The sequence below is a fragment of the Pseudoxanthomonas koreensis genome, from assembly GCF_041890415.1.
Taxonomy (GTDB): domain Bacteria; phylum Pseudomonadota; class Gammaproteobacteria; order Xanthomonadales; family Xanthomonadaceae; genus Pseudoxanthomonas; species Pseudoxanthomonas koreensis_A.
Map to the genome: position 1 here is coordinate 377,698 of NZ_CP169056.1, position 17,115 is coordinate 394,812.

16 protein-coding genes are annotated in these 17,115 nt (G+C 70.1%); 5 read left to right on the forward strand and 11 right to left on the reverse strand.

Features of this window, described 5'->3' with window-relative positions:
• Positions 1-7: 7 nt before the first annotated feature.
• Positions 8-598: an alpha-ketoglutarate-dependent dioxygenase AlkB gene (locus ACEJ41_RS01770; protein WP_374013090.1), complete on the forward strand. Its 591-nt coding sequence runs from the start codon at positions 8-10 to the stop codon at positions 596-598.
• A 197-nt stretch (positions 599-795) separates the two neighbouring features.
• On the opposite strand, the gene ACEJ41_RS01775 is transcribed toward ACEJ41_RS01770, so the two are convergent.
• The 4 genes from ACEJ41_RS01775 to ACEJ41_RS01790 form a co-directional block, all read right to left on the reverse strand.
• Positions 796-1,440, reverse strand: coding sequence for an ABC-type transport auxiliary lipoprotein family protein (locus ACEJ41_RS01775; RefSeq protein ID WP_374014036.1), 645 nt, complete (start codon positions 1,438-1,440; stop codon positions 796-798).
• Positions 1,441-1,643: 203 nt separating this feature from the next.
• A complete protein-coding gene (locus tag ACEJ41_RS01780; protein ID WP_374013091.1) occupies positions 1,644-2,567 on the reverse strand; it encodes an MlaD family protein in 924 nt (307 codons plus the stop codon).
• Positions 2,568-2,570: 3 nt separating this feature from the next.
• Positions 2,571-3,392: an ABC transporter ATP-binding protein gene (locus tag ACEJ41_RS01785; RefSeq protein WP_374013092.1), complete on the reverse strand. Its 822-nt coding sequence runs from the start codon at positions 3,390-3,392 to the stop codon at positions 2,571-2,573.
• A gap of 9 nt (positions 3,393-3,401) precedes the next feature.
• Positions 3,402-4,517 (reverse strand): ABC transporter permease, encoded by a 1,116-nt coding sequence (locus ACEJ41_RS01790; RefSeq protein WP_374013093.1) that lies wholly within the window; start codon positions 4,515-4,517, stop codon positions 3,402-3,404.
• Between the two features lie 62 nt (positions 4,518-4,579).
• On the opposite strand from ACEJ41_RS01790, the gene ACEJ41_RS01795 reads away from it, so the two are divergent.
• Positions 4,580-5,827: a threonine/serine exporter ThrE family protein gene (locus tag ACEJ41_RS01795; RefSeq protein ID WP_374013094.1), complete on the forward strand. Its 1,248-nt coding sequence runs from the start codon at positions 4,580-4,582 to the stop codon at positions 5,825-5,827.
• An 881-nt stretch (positions 5,828-6,708) separates the two neighbouring features.
• Here the strand turns inward: ACEJ41_RS01795 and ACEJ41_RS01800 are convergent.
• The 4 genes from ACEJ41_RS01800 to ACEJ41_RS01815 all read right to left on the reverse strand — a co-directional run bounded on the left by ACEJ41_RS01800 (position 6,709) and on the right by ACEJ41_RS01815 (position 9,986).
• Positions 6,709-7,137 (reverse strand): H-NS family nucleoid-associated regulatory protein, encoded by a 429-nt coding sequence (locus ACEJ41_RS01800; protein ID WP_374013095.1) that lies wholly within the window; start codon positions 7,135-7,137, stop codon positions 6,709-6,711.
• Positions 7,138-7,323: 186 nt separating this feature from the next.
• Complete coding sequence (locus ACEJ41_RS01805; RefSeq protein ID WP_374013096.1) at positions 7,324-9,021, reverse strand: proline--tRNA ligase; 1,698 nt, start codon at positions 9,019-9,021, stop codon at positions 7,324-7,326.
• A gap of 303 nt (positions 9,022-9,324) precedes the next feature.
• Positions 9,325-9,603: a DUF4124 domain-containing protein gene (locus ACEJ41_RS01810; RefSeq protein WP_374013097.1), complete on the reverse strand. Its 279-nt coding sequence runs from the start codon at positions 9,601-9,603 to the stop codon at positions 9,325-9,327.
• Positions 9,604-9,605: 2 nt separating this feature from the next.
• Positions 9,606-9,986, reverse strand: a complete 381-nt coding sequence (locus ACEJ41_RS01815) for a DUF4124 domain-containing protein (RefSeq protein WP_374013098.1) — start codon at positions 9,984-9,986, stop codon at positions 9,606-9,608.
• Between the two features lie 104 nt (positions 9,987-10,090).
• On the opposite strand from ACEJ41_RS01815, the gene ACEJ41_RS01820 reads away from it, so the two are divergent.
• Genes ACEJ41_RS01820 through rimI form a run of 3 tightly spaced genes read left to right on the forward strand, consistent with a single transcriptional unit; the run spans position 10,091 to position 11,852 of the window.
• On the forward strand, positions 10,091-10,867 hold the full coding sequence (locus ACEJ41_RS01820) for a phosphatidylcholine/phosphatidylserine synthase (protein WP_374013099.1): 777 nt from the start codon (positions 10,091-10,093) through the stop codon (positions 10,865-10,867).
• A gap of 5 nt (positions 10,868-10,872) precedes the next feature.
• On the forward strand, positions 10,873-11,346 hold the full coding sequence (locus ACEJ41_RS01825; protein ID WP_374014037.1) for an alanine acetyltransferase: 474 nt from the start codon (positions 10,873-10,875) through the stop codon (positions 11,344-11,346).
• A 50-nt stretch (positions 11,347-11,396) separates the two neighbouring features.
• A complete protein-coding gene (gene rimI, locus ACEJ41_RS01830; protein WP_374014038.1) occupies positions 11,397-11,852 on the forward strand; it encodes a ribosomal protein S18-alanine N-acetyltransferase in 456 nt (151 codons plus the stop codon).
• A gap of 226 nt (positions 11,853-12,078) precedes the next feature.
• Here the strand turns inward: rimI and ACEJ41_RS01835 are convergent, their stop codons facing one another.
• From ACEJ41_RS01835 to ACEJ41_RS01845, 3 genes are all read right to left on the reverse strand, one after another.
• Positions 12,079-15,000 (reverse strand): valine--tRNA ligase, encoded by a 2,922-nt coding sequence (locus ACEJ41_RS01835; RefSeq protein ID WP_374014039.1) that lies wholly within the window; start codon positions 14,998-15,000, stop codon positions 12,079-12,081.
• A gap of 131 nt (positions 15,001-15,131) precedes the next feature.
• On the reverse strand, positions 15,132-15,557 hold the full coding sequence (locus ACEJ41_RS01840) for a DNA polymerase III subunit chi (RefSeq protein ID WP_374013100.1): 426 nt from the start codon (positions 15,555-15,557) through the stop codon (positions 15,132-15,134).
• A 10-nt stretch (positions 15,558-15,567) separates the two neighbouring features.
• The gene (locus ACEJ41_RS01845; RefSeq protein ID WP_374013101.1) at positions 15,568-17,058 is read right to left on the reverse strand and encodes a leucyl aminopeptidase; all 1,491 of its coding nucleotides are present in this window, start codon (positions 17,056-17,058) and stop codon (positions 15,568-15,570) included.
• Positions 17,059-17,115 lie beyond the last annotated feature (57 nt).

A 17,115-nucleotide genomic window follows, 5' to 3' on the forward strand; every position in this document is an offset into this window, starting at 1 on the left:
GGGCGTCATGGAATGGACCGACTTTGCGCTGCCCGATGCCCAGGTGCGCCTGGCCCGCGACTGGCTGGCGCCGGAGGCGGCGGCCGACCTGATGGCGGCCTTGCTGCACGAGGTGCCGTGGGAGACCCACCACGTCCGCCTGTTCGGGCGGACGCTGCCGTCGCCGCGCTTGAGTTGCTGGATCGGCGATGCGGAGGCGGTGTACCGCTACTCGGGCAGCCGCTTCCAGCCGCGGCCCTGGACGCCGTCGCTGGCGGCCCTGCGCGCACGCCTGCAGGACGCGCTGGGCCAGCCATTCAACAGCGTGCTGGCCAACCGCTACCGCAGCGGTGCCGATGCGATGGGCTGGCACAGCGACGACGAGCCGGAACTCGGGCCGGAGCCGCTGATCGCATCGCTGAGCCTGGGCGCGACCCGGCGGTTCCTGCTGCGCCATCGGCACGATGCCGGTGTGCGGCTGGCGCTGGAGCTGCCCGCCGGCAGCCTGCTGTTGATGCAGGGCGCCACCCAGCGATGCTGGAAGCATGCCTTGCCGCGCACTGCACGCCCGGTCGGCGAACGCATCAACCTCACCTTCCGCCAGGTGTTACCGGCGTAGGAGCCGGCCTTGCCGGCGACCGCTCATGACGCCGGTCTTGCCGATGTCGCCCATGTAGGAGCCGGTCTTGCCGGCGACCGCGCGGGGGCGGAAGGTTCAACGGCACCCGATCCCACGCGGGCGCTTCCACCATGGTGGTCGCCGGCAAGGCCGGCTCCTACAGGGGAAGGCGACCGCGCGGCGCGCGGCGCGCGAGGTCAGCGCGGGCGCTCGGCGTCGGCCTGGCCCTGCGCCAGGGTCCAGCCGGCGATCTCGGTGGTGAGCGTGCCCAGGGCCTGTTCGAAGGCGGCGGCGACGCTGTCGATGTCGGTGGTGGCTGCCGGGCGCGCCTGCTCGAAGGTGCGTGCGGCAACCACGCGCTGGTCGGTGTTGTGCAGCAGCTTGGCCGCCACCTCGATGGTGGCCGCGGGCCCGCCGCTGGAATAGTCGGCCTCGAACCGGCGCACGTCCATGGCCAGCCGGTAGTCCGCGCGCAGGCCGGTGGCCACGCGCCCGACCGCGGGGATCCTGCCCGAGTCCTCCAGCGCGCGCAGCACCGCACCTTCCAGCAGGTCGGTGGGCGTCTGCGCCCAGACCGCCCCGCGATACACCTGCAGTTCGCCCGGTACCGGCCGCACCGAGATGCGCGGGCTGTCGACCAGGCGCGCGGCGCTGGGCTTGGTGATGGCAAGTTGCCAGTCCACCTGCGGCCAGGACGGATCCGGCTGCACCTGCACCTGCGGCGAATAGATCGTCACCGGATCCCGCTTGCCGCCGCCCAGCAGGGAACAGCCGCTCAACACGGCCAGGGCTGCCAGGACAAGCATGGCGCGCATGCCGCGACCCAGCGTCGCACCGCGCATGCCATTGCCGCGCGCGAGCGCGTCAGTCGCCGTCGTCATCGAAGTGTGCATCGTGGTTTGCATCTGCATGGCACTCATCAGTTTCTCCTGCGCGGCGTCCATTCCCGGTTCCACCCGGCAGTGCTGCATTGCGCGCTGCCCGGCCATTGCCGACACCGGCGCCGCCGTGGCGGCCACCGTGCCGTGGTCAGCCGATCCGCGCGTCACGGCTCGAACTCCTTGGGCCCGTCGCGGCCCAGCAGGAAGCGGCTGGGGTTGCTCTCGAGGCGGTCGCTGATGTGGCGCAGGTCGCGGATCAGGCCGCGCAGCTCGGTCAGGGTCGGGCCCAGCTGGGCCAGGCCGTCGTTGGCGAAGCTGTTGATGGCCGCGCGGTTCTCGCCCAGGATCGCGTCGGCATTGCCGGCCGCCGAATCCAGCCGCACCAGGGTGGAGTCGAGCTTGGCGATGATGTCCGGCAGTTCGCGCACCAGGTTCTGGTCGATGCGCTGCATGGTGCCGTTGGTGGTCTGCAGGGTGGTGTCCAGGCTGCGCGCGGCATCGCGCGCACTGATCAGCAGTGCCTCCATGCCCTGGTCCTTGGAGGCCATCGCGTCGGTGATCCGCTCCACGTTTTCCAGTGCCGCGGTCACCCGGGCAACGTTGCCGTCGCTGAGCATGCGGTCCAGGCGTTCGACGATGCGGCTGGCGGTGTCGGTGATGTTCTGCAGCGCGGAGGGCGAGGTCTGGATCAGCGGGGTATCGCGCTGGTCCACGGTGGTGAGCCTGGGCGCACCGGGGGTACCGCCGGACAGCTGGATGATCGCCGGGCCGGTGAGGCTGGTGATGGCCAGCTTGGCGCGGGTGTCGGTCTTGATCGGGGCGGTGGCGTCGGCGCGGATGATGGCCACCACCCGGCGCGGGTCGCTGGGGTCCAGTGAAAGCCTGTCGATGGAGCCGATGGCAATGCCGTTGTACTGCACCGGGCTGCCAACCGACAGGCCGGTGACGGCTTCGTCGAACACGATCATGTAGCGCTGCCAGCTGCGCTCGGACGAGTACTTGGCGGCCCACAGGCCGAACATCAGCAAGCCGATCGACACCAGCAGGGTGAACGCGCCGATCAGGATGTAATTGGCCTTGGTCTCCATGGGTCAGTCCGTCTCCGCGGGCGTGGATGCCGGGTGGTGTGAATCGTGCGCCACACGCGCAGCGCGCGCGCGCGGACCGTGGAAATACTCCTGCACCCACGGGTGGTCGAAACGTTCGACCTCCGCCAGTGGCGCAGTGATCACCACCTTGCGGTCGGCCAGCACCGCCACCCGGTCGCAGATAGCGTACAGGGTGTCCAGGTCGTGGGTGATGAGGAACACGGTCAGGCCAAGGGCTTCACGCAGGGTCGACAGCAGGCGGTCGAAGGCGGCCGCGCCGATCGGGTCCAGGCCGGCGGTGGGCTCGTCCAGGAACAGCAGTGGCGGGTCCAGGGCCAGGGCCCGGGCCAGGCCGGCGCGCTTGCGCATGCCGCCGGACAGCTGCGAGGGCAACTTGTCCAGCGCGTCGGCCGGCAGGCCGGCCAGCTTCACCTTCAGCAGCGCCAGCTCGTAGCGCCAGCTTTCGGGCAGGTCGGGGTGGTGTTCCTTCAACGGCACCTGCACGTTCTCGCCCACGCTCAGCGAGGAGAACAGGGCGCCGTCCTGGAACAGCACGCCGGTATGGCGCTCGATGTACAGGCGCTGGTCCGGATCGTCGGACAGGGCGTCGGAGCCGAGCACCTCGATGCGGCCCGCGGCCGGCCGCTGCAGGCCCAGGATGCTGCGCATCAGCACCGACTTGCCGCTGCCCGAGCCGCCGACCACGCCCAGGATCTCGCCGCGGCGCACCTGCAGGTCCAGGCCATCGTGCACCACCTGCTCGCCGAAGCGGGTGGCCAGGCCATGCACGGTGATGGCGTCGCGCTTGTTCGGATCATCCGTCACGGGGCACCGTTACCAGTCCATGTGCATGAACCACAGGGCGGCGAACGCATCGATCACGATCACCAGGGAGATCGTCTGCACCACGCTGGAGGTGGTGCGCTCGCCGACCGACTGCGCCGTGCCCTTCACCTGCAGCCCCTCCAGGCAGCCGATCAGGCCGATCACCAGGGCGAACACCGGCGCCTTGAACATGCCGACCAGGAAGTGCCGCACCTCCATCGTGTCGTGCATCCGCGCCAGGTACATCTGCGGCGGGATGTCCAGGTCGAACGCGCCCACCGTCACGCCGCCGGCCAGGCCGGCCATCATCGCCACGAAGGTGAGCAGCGGCAGCATCACCAGCAGCGCCAGCAGCCGCGGAATCACCAGCACGTCCACCGGGTCCAGGCCCAGGGTGAGCATGGCATCGACCTCCTCGCGCGCCTTCATCGCGCCGATCTGTGCGGTGAAGGCCGAGGCCGTGCGCCCGGCCAGCACGATAGCTGTGAGCAGCACCGCGAACTCGCGCAGGAAGGCGATGGACACCAGCTCCACCACGAAGATCTCGGCGCCGAAGTCGCGCAGGATGGTCGAGCCCAGGAACGCGATCACCGCGCCCACCAGGTAGGACAGCAGCGCCACCAGCGGCACCGCGTCCAGCCCCACCTGTTCCATGTGCGCCACCGTGGCGGTGAGGCGGAAGCGGCGCGGCTGCCGGACCATGCGCGCCATCTTGGACAGGTTCTCGCCGGTGAATCCCACCAGCAGCACCACCTCGTGGAGGTTGGCCTGCACCGCGCGGCCCAGGCGTTCCAGGGCGGCGGCCACGCCATAGTCGCGGCGCGCGCGCGGGCGCTCGTCGGCCACGTCCTCGATCGCTTTCACCAGCGCGGTATGGTCGCGGCCGAAGTGCAACGCCGCGTCGTGCAGCGTGCGCCGCCGCGCGAAGCGGATCAGCTGCATCACCCCGGCCGAGTCCAGCCGGTCCACGCCTTCGGCGTCGATGGCCTCGATGCCGTCCGGCACGTCGCGCAGCGCTTCGCCCATCGCCACGGCGTGCGCGAGCGTCCACTCCCCGGCCAGACGGATGCGGCCGTCGGAGGGGTCGCGTTGCCAACGGGGCGGGTTCGGGGTCGAATCGCGCATGGTCCGGGGCGAGCATACAGGCAAGCGGCCGAGAGCCGCATCAGGCCCTGCATACTAGGCCGATGCCCAGTTCACCTCCCCATCCGGCCAGCTACGCGCAGCGCATCGCATTCGTCGCGGAGATGGCTGCGCGCCTGCACCGTTACGGCACCACGGCCCAGCGCCTGGAGGCGGCGATCACGGCGCTGTCACAGCGCCTGGACCTGGAGTGCGAGGCCTGGTCCAACCCCACCGGGCTGATCCTGAGTTTCAGCGATCCGACGCGCTCGCCGGGCAGCGTGGACGTGACCCGCGTGGTGCGCCTGCCGCCCGGTGAAAACGACCTGCACAAGCTTAGTGAAGCCGACCGCATCGCCGATGCGGTGGCGGCCGGCAACCTGACCATCGGCCAGGGCCATACGGCGCTGCGCACCTTGGACCGCGAACCGTCGGGCCGGGCCCAGGTGATGCAGGTGCTGGCCTTCGGCCTGGCCGCCGCCGGCGTGGCCGGGCTGTGGCGGCTGCCGTGGCTGGACATGGCCACGGCTGCCTTCACCGGGTTGTTGATCGGGCTGCTGGCGCAGTTCACCAGCCACCGCCCGGCGCTGAAGGAAGCCGGCGACGCGCTGGCCGGGTTGATCGCCGGCACGGTGGTGACCATGGTGGCGGTGGTGGTGGGGCCGTTGAACCTCAACACGGTGGTGATCGCTTCGCTGGTGGTGCTGCTGCCGGGCATGTCGCTGACCAATGCCATGAACGAGCTGTCCAGCCAGCACTGGGTGTCGGGCACGGTGCGCTTCGCCGGCGCGCTGACCACGGTGCTGAAGCTGACCGTGGGCGCGATGGTGGCGGTGATCCTGCTGGACCGGCTGGGCCTGGAGCCGCGGGTACGGGCCTGGCGGCCGCAGCCGGAGTGGGTGGAATGGTTGTCGATGGGGGTGGCCGCGTTTGCTTTCGCGGTGTTGTTCAAGGCCAGCCGCCGTGATTATCCGTGGGTGATGGGCGCGGCCATTTGCGGGTATCTGATTTCGCGCTACGCGGGCAACGCTTGGGGCAGTCCGGCGGGCATTTTCCTCTCGGCGATGGCGCTGACTGCGGCGGGCAACGGTTTCGGACGCTGGATGCAGCGTCCGGGGGCGGTGGTGCGGTTGCCGGGCATCATCATGCTGGTGCCCGGCAGTGCCAGCCTGCGCGGGCTGCTCACGTTGATCCAGCAGCAGGACGTGGGCGTGGGGCAGAGTGCGATGTTGACGGTGCTGAACATCATCATGGCGCTGGTGGCCGGGCTGCTGTTCGGCAACCTGCTGATTCCGGCGCGCAAGAACCTGTAGGGCGGGCTTCGGCTTCGGCTTCGGCGGCTTCGGATGGGGGCCGCCGTGCCCCGGGGGCATGGCCCACCCCTCGGGACGACATCCTGTCTTTACTCGGGGCCGTGGCACAACCATGTGCCACTTGGTCCATGCCCCCGGGACACGACGTCCTTCGGCGCATCTGGATCGCGGTGTCGATTGGGTGGCCTTTCCGCGTTCTGAAAGGACCTGCAACGAATCGTGGCGGTATGTCGGCTGTCTGCTGCCGGCTTCGGACGGGGCCGCCGTGCCCCGGGGGCATGGCCCACCCCTCGGGACGACATCCTGTCTTTACTCGGGGCCGTGGCACGTCCATGTGCCACTTGGTCCATGCCCCCGGGGCACGACGTCCTTCGGTGCATCTGGATCGCGGTGTCGATTGGGTGGCCTTTCCGTGCCGCGCGTCCCTGCCTCTTGTTGTAGGAGCCGGTCTTGCCGGCGACCCGACGCAGGCTGCGGCATCGCGACACACCACCCCGCACCGCGGTCGCCGGCAAGACCGGCTCCTACATGCGGCGGCCGATGAACGTTGGACGGTGTGGTGCGATGCCTGCTGACGGGAAGTCAAGGAGGAGGCTTCGGCCGCAGGCCGGAGCCGGGGGACATGAGCGGCAGCAGGCATCGCACCGCGCCGCCACGACCATGCTCCCCGCCGCCCCGCCGCCCCGCCGCCCCGCCGCCCCGCCGCCCCGCCGCCCCGCCGCCACGCCGCCACGATCATGCTTCCCGCCGCACTGCTGCACCGCCTCCCGCCGCCCCGAAACCTTCCGCCCCGCCGCTTCCAGCGGAGTGGCCAGATTACATCCCTCACCGGGACGCAGATCAAACAAAAACGCCGGCTTGCGCCGGCGTTTTCTGTGCGATTACTTCTTCGCTTTCTTGACCACCCGCTTCTTCGCACCGGCGGGCTTGGCCTTGGGGGTCGGCTTGGCGACACCGGGAATCAGGAACTCGCCCAGATCGCGGCCCTTGCCCGTATAGGCGGCCAGCCAGCGCGGCTGCTTGCCGCGGCCCGTCCAGGTTTCCTTCGGATTGGCCGGATTGCGGTACTTCGGGGCGACCTTGCCCAGCTTGCGCCCAGTGCGCGGGGACGCAGCACGGCTGGCGCGGGCAGGCGCGGCGGCGCCGAACAGCTCCTCGATGGTATAGCCCTCGGCCTTGGCCAGCCGGGTCAGCTTGTTGCGCACCTGCGACAGCGGGGCACGCTTGGACAGCAGGGCCTGGCGCTTCTTGGCGGTGGTGATCAGCGAACCCAGCTCGCGGGCGGAGAGGGTCTTGATATCAATCGGCATCGGGATGAATCTCCGGTTTTTGTTCCAGGGAAATGCAGGGGAATATGCCCCTCCCTGGACACGACTCGCGGCGCAGGATAATGCATGCGCATTATCCCGGCAAATCCAGGCCGCGTGAAAATCGCGATTATCGGTGGAGAATCGCCCGCGCTGCCGCGGCCGGCGCGGCCGACGCCGATGCTGCGCTCAGGCGCCGCGCAACTGCTCCAGCAACTGGCCGCGGTCGAGCGACTGCGCCTCGGCAGCGGTGCGTGCGCGGTACTCGAAAGTGCCGGCCGCCAGGCCGCGCTCGGACACCACCACCCGGTGCGGAATGCCGATCAGTTCGATGTCGGCAAACATCGCGCCCGGGCGCAGGCCGCGGTCATCGAGCACCGTATCGATCCCGGCCGCCTGCAATTCGTCCAGCAGTGCCCCGGCCGCCGCGTCGACCGCCGCGTCCTTCTTCGGGTTGATCACGCAGATCGCCACCCGCCACGGCGCCATCGGCGCAGGCCAGATGATGCCGGCCTCGTCGTGGTTCTGTTCGATCGCCGCGGCCACGATGCGCGACACGCCGATGCCGTAGCAGCCCATCGCCGGCACTGCCGCCTTGCCGTTCTCGTCGAGCACGGTGAACTTCATCGCCTGCGAATAGGTGCGGCCGAGCTGGAACACATGGCCCACTTCGATTCCGCGCGCCAGGCGCAGTTCGCCGCCGTCGACGGCGCGATCACCGGCGACCACCTCGCGGATGTCGGCCACCACGTCGGCTTCGGCAAGGTCGCGGCCCCAGTTGACGCCGGCCAGGTGGAAGCCCGGGGCGTTGGCGCCGACCACGAAGTCGGCCAGCGCGGCGACTTCGCGGTCGGCGATCACGCGGATCGCCCTGGCCGGCGCCACGGGGCCGAGGAAGCCCGGCTCGCTGCCGAGGTGCTCAAGAATTTCAGCTTCGGTGGCCGCGCGATAATCGGCCATTCCGGCGACCTTGCGCAGCTTGATCTCGTTGACCATGTGGTCGCCGCGCACCAGGGCCAGGGTGAAGCCATCGGCGCCGACCAGCGCCACCGACTTGACCGTGCGCTGCAGGGCGATGCCGAGCAGGGCGGCGACGTCCTCGCAGGTCTTCTGCACCGGCGTTTCCACCTTGCGCATGGTTTCGGCGGCGTCCGGGCGCGGGCCCGGCGCGGCGGCCTGCGCGGTTTCCACGTTGGCCGCGTAGTCCGAGCCGGTGGAAAACGCCAGCGCGTCCTCGCCCGAATCGGCGATCACGTGGAATTCCTGCGAGGCATCGCCGCCGATCGCACCGGAATCGGCCTGCACCGCGCGGAACTCCAGCCCCAGGCGGGTGAAGATGCGGGTGTAGGCGGCCTTCATGTTCTCGTATTCGCGGGCCAGGTCCTCGTCGGAGGCGTGGAACGAATAGGCGTCCTTCATCAGGAACTCGCGCGCGCGCATCACCCCGAAGCGCGGCCGGATCTCGTCGCGGAACTTGGTGTGCACCTGGTAGAAGTTCACCGGCAGCTGCTTGTAGCTGCCCAGTTCCTGGCGGGCGAAGTCGGTGATGGCTTCTTCGGCGGTGGGGCTGAAGCAGTATTCCTGCTCCTTGCGGTCCTTGATCTTGAGCAGCTGGCCGCCGAACTTCTCCCAGCGCCCGGTTTCCTCCCACAGCTCGCGCGGCTGCACGGTGGGCAACTGCAGCTCCACCGCGCCGGCGCGGTCCATTTCCTCGCGCACGATCGCCTCGACCTTGCGCAGCACGCGCAGGCCCAGCGGGGACCAGGTGTACAGGCCGGCGGCGAGTTTGCGGATCATGCCGGCGCGCAGCATCAGCTTGTGGCTGGCCAGCTCGGCGTCGGCCGGGGTTTCCTTGGTGGTGTGCAGGTGGAAGCGGGACAGGCGCATCGCGGAGGCATTCGAAGACGGGAAGCTGGACATTCTGCCAGTCCCGGCCGCCCGCGGGGCCGCGCGCGCCCGTAGGAGCCGGTCTCGCCGGCGACCGCGCGATCCCACCGATCATCCGGCACGCCGCCCCCGTAGGAGCCGGTCTCGCCGGCGACCGCGCGATCCCCTCCGATCATCCGGCACGCCGCCCCGTAGGAGCCGGTCTCGCCGGCGACCACGCGATCCCCCCCCGATCATCCGGCACGCCCCGTCGCCAGCAAGACGGGCTCCTGCGGTATGTGGGTTCCGATTGCGGCGGGCCCGTCAGCGGCCGGCGTCCACCTGGATGCCGGGCGCCGGTTCCCGGGCCAGGCGCTCGTAGGCGGTGCCCTTGGGCGGTGGGTTGTCGGTGATCTGCAACTGGCCGCCGGCATCGCGCCAGCGGTACAGCGGGCGCAGGGCGTCCTCGGCCTGGGCGGCGGCGGCCTGTTCGGCGCGCTCGCGTGCCTCGGGCGATTGCCGGGGCGATGCGTCGCGCCCCAGCCACCACGCCAGGCCGCCGCCCACGACCAGCCCGGCCAGGATCGCCCAGGTGGCGCGCATGCTCAGCCGCCCGGGCAGTACGCCTTGACCGCGGCGTCGGCCAGCCCCTTCTGCGCCTCGCGCTCTTCGGGGCTGAGGGTGTGCTCGGCGGTGCCGTCACCGTCGCGGTCCTGCATCACATCCGCGCTGCCCTCGAGCAGGGTGAGGTTCTTGCGCGCGGTGATGCACTCGGGCGATTCCACCGAGGTGGCCGGCGCCGCGGTCTGCACGGTCTGGCCCCGGTTGTCGATGCTGCGCGTGTCGTAGCGCTGCCCCGGTGGCGGCTTGTCCGAGGAATGGGTGACGCCCTGGGCGTCCTTCCACTGGTACACGGTGCCGGCCAGGGCGGTGGAGCCCAGGCCGGCGGCCAGGAGCACCAGGCAGGTGCAGGACAGGATGCGCATCGGCGGTTCTCCACAAACGGGGGATGGGCCGATTGCAGCACCGGCCAGCCGGGCTGGCAAGTCGGGCGGTTCGCAGGCGGCCGGCGGGCCCGTACACTGGCGCCATGGACCTGGACCGCCCACCACCGCGCTCGCGCGGGATCTACCTGCTGCCGAACCTGTTTACCACCTGCGGGCTGTTCGCCGGTTTCTACGCGATCATCGCAGCGGCCAACAGCCAGTTCACGGCCGCGGCGATCGCCGTGTTCGTGGCCGGGCTGGCTGACGGCATCGACGGCCGCGTGGCCCGCCTGACCGGTACCAGCAGCGCGTTCGGGGTGCAGTACGACTCGCTGGCCGACCTGGTCAGCTTCGGCCTGGCACCGGCGCTGGTGATGTACCACTGGTCGCTGTCGGCGCTGAAGTTCGACGGCAGCGTCATGGGCCGGGTCGGCTGGGCGGTGGCGTTCCTGTACGCGGCCTGCGCGGCGTTGCGCCTGGCCCGCTTCAATACCCAGGTGGGCGTGGTGGACAAGCGCTGGTTCGTGGGCCTGGCCAGCCCGGCGGCGGCGGGGCTGATGATGGCCTTCGTCTGGGCGTTCGCCGATGGTGGCCTGGGCTGGAGTGGCGAGGAACTGCGCTACGTCGCGCTGGGGGTGACCCTGTGCGCGGGCCTGCTGATGGTCAGCCAGATCCGCTACTGGAGCTTCAAGGGCAGTGGCGAGGGTGGCGCGCGCGCGGACCGGGTGCCGTTCGCGGTGCTGCTGGTGGTGCCGGTGGCCATCGCGGTGCTGGTGATCGACCTGCCGCGGGTGCTGTTGGCGGTGGGCCTGCTGTACGCGCTGTCCGGGCCGGTGACCGGGTTGTGGCTGCGCTGGCGCGGGCCATCCACGCCGGCATGAACGCGATGCTGGCCGATGCTTCGCCCTGGAGCCGGCGCCAGCGCGCCTGGCTCCAGGCATTGGGGCACGTGGTGTATCGCCAGGGCACGGCGACCGAGTGCGGGCCGTCGGCCGTGCCTGGCCAGCCTGCTGCCGACGATGCGCATCCGCAAACGACAGTGGCAGTGCACGACCAGCCCCGCGAAGACACACCGCGACGGGCGCCGGCCGCGCCCGCAACGATGCAAGCGGGTACGCCGGCCGGCCAGGTTGCGCCCGCGGCGATGGCAGCCGGCAATCGCGCCCGCGCGCCCGGCCGTGGCGCCCCACGCCTGCCGGACCGCCTGCAGATGGCCCTGCTGCGCGCCTCCGGCCTGGACCCGTCCGATCCGGCCACCCAGGCGCTGATGGCGCAGTGGCCGCTGGAACAGTTGCGCCGTGATGCAGCGGCCAAGCGTGCGCTCTGGCCGCAACTGCGCGCGCTGAGACGACGGCCGTGAGCGTGGCCGCCTACCGGGCGCTGGCACCGTCCAGGTGGCGGCTGCGCGCGATGCGCGAAGGCGACCTGGACGCAGTGCTGGCGATCGAGCATCGGGCCTATCCGTTCCCGTGGACGCGCGGCACCTTCCGCGATTGCCTGCTGGCTGGCTACCCCGCGCTGCTGGCGCTGGAGGACGACCGGCCGGTTGGCTACGGCGTGATGAGCGTGGCCGCCGGCGAGGCGCACCTGTTGAACCTGTGCACCACGCCGGAGCGGCAATCGCGCGGGCTTGGCCGGCATGTGCTGCGCAGCCTGGTGCTCACTGCACGCGAACGTGGCGCGCAGCGCATTTTCCTGGAGGTACGGCCATCCAATCCGCCGGCCATCGCGCTGTACCGCAGCGAGGGCTTCGACGAGATCGGTCGTCGTCCACGCTACTACCCGGCGGTGCAGGGCCGGGAAGATGCGCTGGTCATGGCGATGGAGCTGGTGTCCGGCGAAGTGGACCGGATGCCCCCCCTGTAGGAGCCGGCCTTGCCGGCGACCGCGCGATATCACCGGCGCCGGGGTGCCGCGGCGGCGGCAGGATCACGGGTGTCCGGCTTTCGCGTGCGCGGGCGGCGCGCCGCGGTCGCCGGCAAGGCCGGCTCCTACAGGAGATGTTCTGGGCCGGGCGACGTCACGCCCGTGTTTGTGTAGGAGCCGGTCTCGCCGGCGACCGCGCGATATCACCGGCGCCTGCAGGGGCGTTTCAGAGTTTGGCGCGCTGGGCGCGCAGGCCGTCGAGCTGGACGCTCCAGTCGGCCAGGCGCTGGCGCTCCTGGTCGACCACGCTGGCCGGTACCTTGTCGGTGAACTTGCCCAGTTTGGCCTGGCTCTTGTCCTTCTCCGCCGCCACACGGGCGATTTCCTTGTCCAGGCGCGCGCGTTCGGCGTCCAGGTCGACCAGGCCCTCCAGCGGAACCAGCAACTTCAGCTCGCCGACGATGGCGGCAGCGGCGGGCGGCGACTCGGCATCAGCGGCCAGCCATTGGACCGACTCCAGCCGCAGCAGGAAGCGCAACTGGGAATCGAAGCGGGCCATGCGCGTGCGGTCGCTATCACTGCCTCCCTGCAGTTGCAGGCGCACCTGCCTGGAAGGCGATACACCCAGCTCGCTGCGCACCCGGCGCAGGGCCGAGACCATGGCCTTGAGCCACTCGATATCGGCCGCGGCGGCGGCGTAGTCCTGGCCGGCGAAATCGGCCGGCAACGGATAGGCCTGCAGCGAGATCGAGCCACCTTCGATGCCAAGGCGCGGGGCGACCTGGCGCCACAGCTCCTCGGTCACGAATGGCACCAGCGGGTGCAGCAGGCGCAGCAGCGTTTCGAGCACGTACAGCAGGGTGTGGCGGGTACTGGCGGCGGCTTGCGCGTCGTCGGCCGCTTCCGGCGTCCAGCCTCCAGCGGCACTCGTGCTTTCCTGCACGGCGCCATTGAGCGCCGGCTTGGCCAGCTCGACGAACCAGTCGCAGAACTCGTTCCAGGCGAACTCGTACAGCGCCTGCGCCAGCAGGTCGAAACGGTAACCGGCGAAGTGCTGCTGGGCCTCGGCCACCACCTCCGCCAGGCGCGCCAGGATCCACTTCTCGGCGTCCGTGCGCGGCTGCGGCACGCCGTTGAAGCTGGCGCCCTCGGTGTTCATCAGCACGAAGCGGCTGGCGTTCCACAGCTTGTTGCAGAAGTTCTTGTAGCCCTCGGCGCGGCCGAGGTCGAACTTGATGTCGCGGCCGTGGCCGGCCAGCGCGGCGATGGTGAAGCGCAGCGCGTCGGCGCCGTGGGCGATGATGCCGTCCGGGAACTCCTTGCGCGTGGCCTTTTCGATCTTCTCGGCCAGCCGTGGCTGCATCAGCCCGCTGGTGCGCTTGGCCACCAGGTCTTCCAGGGTGATGCCGTCGATGATGTCCAGCGGGTCCAGCACGTTGCCCTTGGACTTGGACATCTTCTGGCCCTGCGCATCGCGGATCAGGCCGGTGATGTAGACGTCGCGGAACGGCACCTGCCCGGTGAAGTGGTCGGTGGCCATGATCATGCGCGCCACCCAGAAGAAGATGATGTCGAATCCTGTGACCAGCACCGACGACGGCAGGTAACGGTCGAAGCCGCGCTGCGCCATGGCCTGGTCATCCGGCCAGCCCATGGTGGCGAACGGCCAAAGCTGCGAGGAGAACCAGGTTTCCAGGACGTCGTTGTCCTGGTCGAGGACCACGTCGGCACCCAGCCCGTGCTTGCGCCGCACCTCGGCCTCGTCGCGGCCGACGTAGCAGTTGCCCGCCCCGTCGAACCACGCCGGGATGCGATGCCCCCACCACAGCTGGCGGCTGATGCACCAGTCCTGGATGTTCTCCATCCAGTGGCGGTAGGTGTTGATCCAGTTCGGCGGGACGAACTTCACCTGCCCGGGCTTTCCATCAACGCCTTCCACCAGCTCCAGCCCGCGCCTGGCCAGCGCGTCCATCTTCACGAACCATTGGTCGGTCAGATAGGGCTCGATCACCTGGCCGGTGCGGTCGCCGCGCGGCACCTGCAGCTTGTGCGGCCTGGTCTCGACCAGCAGACCCAGCTCTTCCAGGTCGGCAAGCACGGCCTTGCGCGCGTCGTAGCGGTCCAGGCCGCGGTACTTCTCCGGTGCGTTGTCGTTGAGCGCGGCCTCGGGCGTGAGGATGTTGATCAGCGGCAGGCCGTGGCGCTGGCCGACCTGGTAGTCGTTGAAATCATGCGCCGGGGTCACCTTGACCACGCCGGTACCGAACGCGCGGTCCACGTATTCGTCGGCGATCACCGGGATGCGGCGCCCGGTGAGCGGCAGCAGCACCTGCTTGCCGACCAGGCCCGGGTAGCGTGCATCCTCCGGGTGGATCATCGCCGCGGTGTCGCCCAGCATCGTCTCGGGCCGGGTGGTGGCCACGACCAGGTAATCGCGGGTTTCGCGCAGCACCTCGTTGCCGTCGGCGTCGACCTCGACGTGTTCGTAGGTCACGCCGTCGGCCAGCGGGTAGCGGATCGACCAGAGGAAGCCATCCTCCTCCACGTTCTCCACTTCCAGGTCGGAGATGGCGGTCTTGAGCACCGGGTCCCAGTTGACCAGGCGCTGGCCGCGATAGATCAGCGGGTCCGGGTTGCCGTGTGCATCCTTGTTCTCGTGCAGGCGCACGAATGCCTCGGTTACCGCCGCCTTGTAGTCGTCATCCATGGTGAAGGTGCGGCGCGTCCAGTCGCCCGACGCGCCCAGCCGGCGCATCTGCCGCTCGATGGTGTCGCCGGACTGGCCCTTCCACTCCCACACCTTGGCGATGAAGCCATCGCGTCCCAGCGAATCGCGGGTCTCGCCCTTGCCCTCAAGCGCGAGGTTGCGGCTGACCACCATCTCGGTGGCGATGCCGGCATGGTCGGTGCCCATCTGCCACAGCACGTCGCGGCCGCGCATGCGCTGGTAGCGCACCAGCGCGTCCATCAGCGTGTGCTGGAAGGCGTGGCCCATGTGCAAGGTGCCGGTGACGTTGGGCGGCGGCAGCAGGATCGAATACGGCTCGCCCTGGCCGGATGGCTTGAAGCAGCCGCTGGCCTCCCACTCGGCGTACAGGCGCGATTCGAAGGTCTTGGGTTCGTAGCCGGAGGGCAGGGTGTCGGTCATTTTTCTTTCTTCGAGGTCGTCGTGCTGCTGTTCGTAGGAGCCGGTCTTGCCGGCGACCGCCATGCATGGATGGCCTGCCAGCGATCCGTTCGCCATTGTGGTCGCCGGCAAGGCCGGCTCCTGCAAGGTCGTCACATGTCGTGCTTGTTCATGGCATAGCCCAGCGCCTGGTACTGCTTCCAGCGCGCGCGCAGCGGGTCGCGCGCGGCCGGATCGGCGGGCACCACTTCCAGCACCCGCTCGCACGCGGCCGTCCAGGCGGCATCGCGCAGGTTGATCACCAGCGGCCGGGCCGGCGCATCGACCTCCGGCGGCACGATCAGCACCGGGGTGACTTCGTCATCCTCGTCGCGGCCGGCGATCTGGTGCGGCACGTAGGCGTCGGGCTCGAACGACCACAGCAGGTCGTCCAGCTCCTCGGCCTGGGCCGCGTCGCGCGCCAGCACCAGGGTGAACTGGTTGGCATCGCAGGCGCGCTTGGCCAGCTCGCAGACCAGCAGCAGCGGCTGGGCGGCGAAGCGGGGCTTGGCGATCAGGTAGAAGTCCGCGCGGGGCATGGCCGGCCGCTTACGCGGCGCTTCCCGCGCCGGCCCGGTCCAGCAGCCACTGGCTCAGCAGGCCGACCGGGCGGCCGGTGGCCATGCCGCGCTTGCCTTCGTCGCTGGCGCTGCCGGCGATGTCCAGGTGCGCCCAGCGCTGGCCTTCGGCGAAGCGCGCCAGGAAGCAGCCGGCGGTGATCGCGCCGCCCCAGCGGCCGCCGATGTTGTAGACGTCGGCAAAGCTGGACTCCAGCAGGGTCTGGTATTCGTCCCACAGCGGCAGGCGCCAGGCGCGGTCGAACACGTGCTCGCCGGCGGCCAGCAGTTCGCCGGCCAGGTCGTCGTGCTTGCTCATCAGGCCGGAGGCGTACTTGCCCAGGGCAACCATGCACGCGCCGGTCAGGGTGGCCACGTCGATGAGGGCGGCCGGTTCGAAGCGCTGCGCGTAGGTCAGCGCATCGCACAGGATCAGGCGGCCCTCGGCGTCGGTATTGCCCACCTCGATGGTCTTGCCCGACATCGAGGTGATGACGTCGGACGGCCGGTAGCTGTTGCCGTCGATGGCGTTTTCCACCGCCGGGGCGATCACCACCAGGTTCAGCGGCAGCTTCATCTTCACCGCGGCCACGAAGGTGCCCAGCACGCTGCCGGCGCCGAGCATGTCGTACTTCATCTCCTCGATCCCGCCCTGGGTCTTGAGGTTGACCCCGCCGGTGTCGAAGGTGATGCCCTTGCCGACCAGCACGTAGGGCTTGGCCGAGGTGTCGGCGGCGCCGGACCACTTCAGCACCACCAGGTGCGGGCGGTTGACCGAGCCGCGCGCCACGGCCAGCAGCGAGCCCATGCCCAGTGCTTCCATCTGCTGCTCGTCCAGGATCTCCGCCTCGGCGCCTTCGTGGGCATCGGCAAATTCGCGCGCCTGCGCGGCCAGGTAGGCCGGGTTGCAGATGTTCGGCGGCAGGTTGCCCAGCTCGCGGGTGAAGGCCACGCCGGCGGCAATCGCCTGGCCCTGCGCCAGGGCGGTGGCATCTTCGCCGGACATCGCCAGCTCGCGCAGGCCGGCCTCGTCCTTCTTCTTGCCCAGGGTGGCGGTGTAGCGGTACGCGGCATGGTCGGCGGCAATGACCGCCTGGCGGATGTTCCAGGCGGCATCGCGCCCGGCCACCGCAACTTCGGAAACGGTGAACAGCGCCTTGCCGACCGGGCCGGTCTTCAACGCGCGCACCGCGTCGGCCACCGCCTTCAGGTACTGCGGCACGCCGAACTTGGCGGTATCGCCCAGCCCGATCACCAGCACCCGCGGCGCGGCCACGCCGGGAAGGTCATGCAGCAGCAGGCTGCGGCCGGTGCGGCCGCTGAGGTCGCCGCGCTCGAGCAGGGCGCGCAGGCGGCCGCCGCTGGCCTCGTCGATGGCCTGGCCGGCGGGGGTGAGGCTCTTGTCGCCGTAGGCGCCCACCACGACGCAATCGAGGGCGGCCGCGGCGGCGGCTTCGCGGTTCAGGGTGAATTGCAGGGCCATTGATCAGATTCCCGGAAGCGGTTGCGTACAATCGCGGATCGCCCGCGGCGGGCCGGT

What these genes read in the sequence shown, in the direction of transcription:
- ACEJ41_RS01770 (WP_374013090.1), top strand. Translation starts at nt 8, where the DNA reads ATGGAATGGACCGACTTTGCGCTGCCCGATGCCCAGGTGCGCCTGGCC.
- ACEJ41_RS01775 (WP_374014036.1), bottom strand. Translation starts at nt 1,440, where the DNA reads ATGCGCGGTGCGACGCTGGGTCGCGGCATGCGCGCCATGCTTGTCCTG.
- ACEJ41_RS01780 (WP_374013091.1), bottom strand. Translation starts at nt 2,567, where the DNA reads ATGGAGACCAAGGCCAATTACATCCTGATCGGCGCGTTCACCCTGCTG.
- ACEJ41_RS01790 (WP_374013093.1), bottom strand. Translation starts at nt 4,517, where the DNA reads ATGCGCGATTCGACCCCGAACCCGCCCCGTTGGCAACGCGACCCCTCC.
- ACEJ41_RS01795 (WP_374013094.1), top strand. Translation starts at nt 4,580, where the DNA reads ATGCCCAGTTCACCTCCCCATCCGGCCAGCTACGCGCAGCGCATCGCA.
- ACEJ41_RS01800 (WP_374013095.1), bottom strand. Translation starts at nt 7,137, where the DNA reads ATGCCGATTGATATCAAGACCCTCTCCGCCCGCGAGCTGGGTTCGCTG.
- ACEJ41_RS01805 (WP_374013096.1), bottom strand. Translation starts at nt 9,021, where the DNA reads ATGCGCCTGTCCCGCTTCCACCTGCACACCACCAAGGAAACCCCGGCC.
- ACEJ41_RS01810 (WP_374013097.1), bottom strand. Translation starts at nt 9,603, where the DNA reads ATGCGCGCCACCTGGGCGATCCTGGCCGGGCTGGTCGTGGGCGGCGGC.
- ACEJ41_RS01815 (WP_374013098.1), bottom strand. Translation starts at nt 9,986, where the DNA reads ATGCGCATCCTGTCCTGCACCTGCCTGGTGCTCCTGGCCGCCGGCCTG.
- ACEJ41_RS01820 (WP_374013099.1), top strand. Translation starts at nt 10,091, where the DNA reads ATGGACCTGGACCGCCCACCACCGCGCTCGCGCGGGATCTACCTGCTG.
- ACEJ41_RS01825 (WP_374014037.1), top strand. Translation starts at nt 10,873, where the DNA reads ATGCTGGCCGATGCTTCGCCCTGGAGCCGGCGCCAGCGCGCCTGGCTC.
- rimI (WP_374014038.1), top strand. Translation starts at nt 11,397, where the DNA reads ATGCGCGAAGGCGACCTGGACGCAGTGCTGGCGATCGAGCATCGGGCC.
- ACEJ41_RS01835 (WP_374014039.1), bottom strand. Translation starts at nt 15,000, where the DNA reads ATGACCGACACCCTGCCCTCCGGCTACGAACCCAAGACCTTCGAATCG.
- ACEJ41_RS01840 (WP_374013100.1), bottom strand. Translation starts at nt 15,557, where the DNA reads ATGCCCCGCGCGGACTTCTACCTGATCGCCAAGCCCCGCTTCGCCGCC.
- ACEJ41_RS01845 (WP_374013101.1), bottom strand. Translation starts at nt 17,058, where the DNA reads ATGGCCCTGCAATTCACCCTGAACCGCGAAGCCGCCGCCGCGGCCGCC.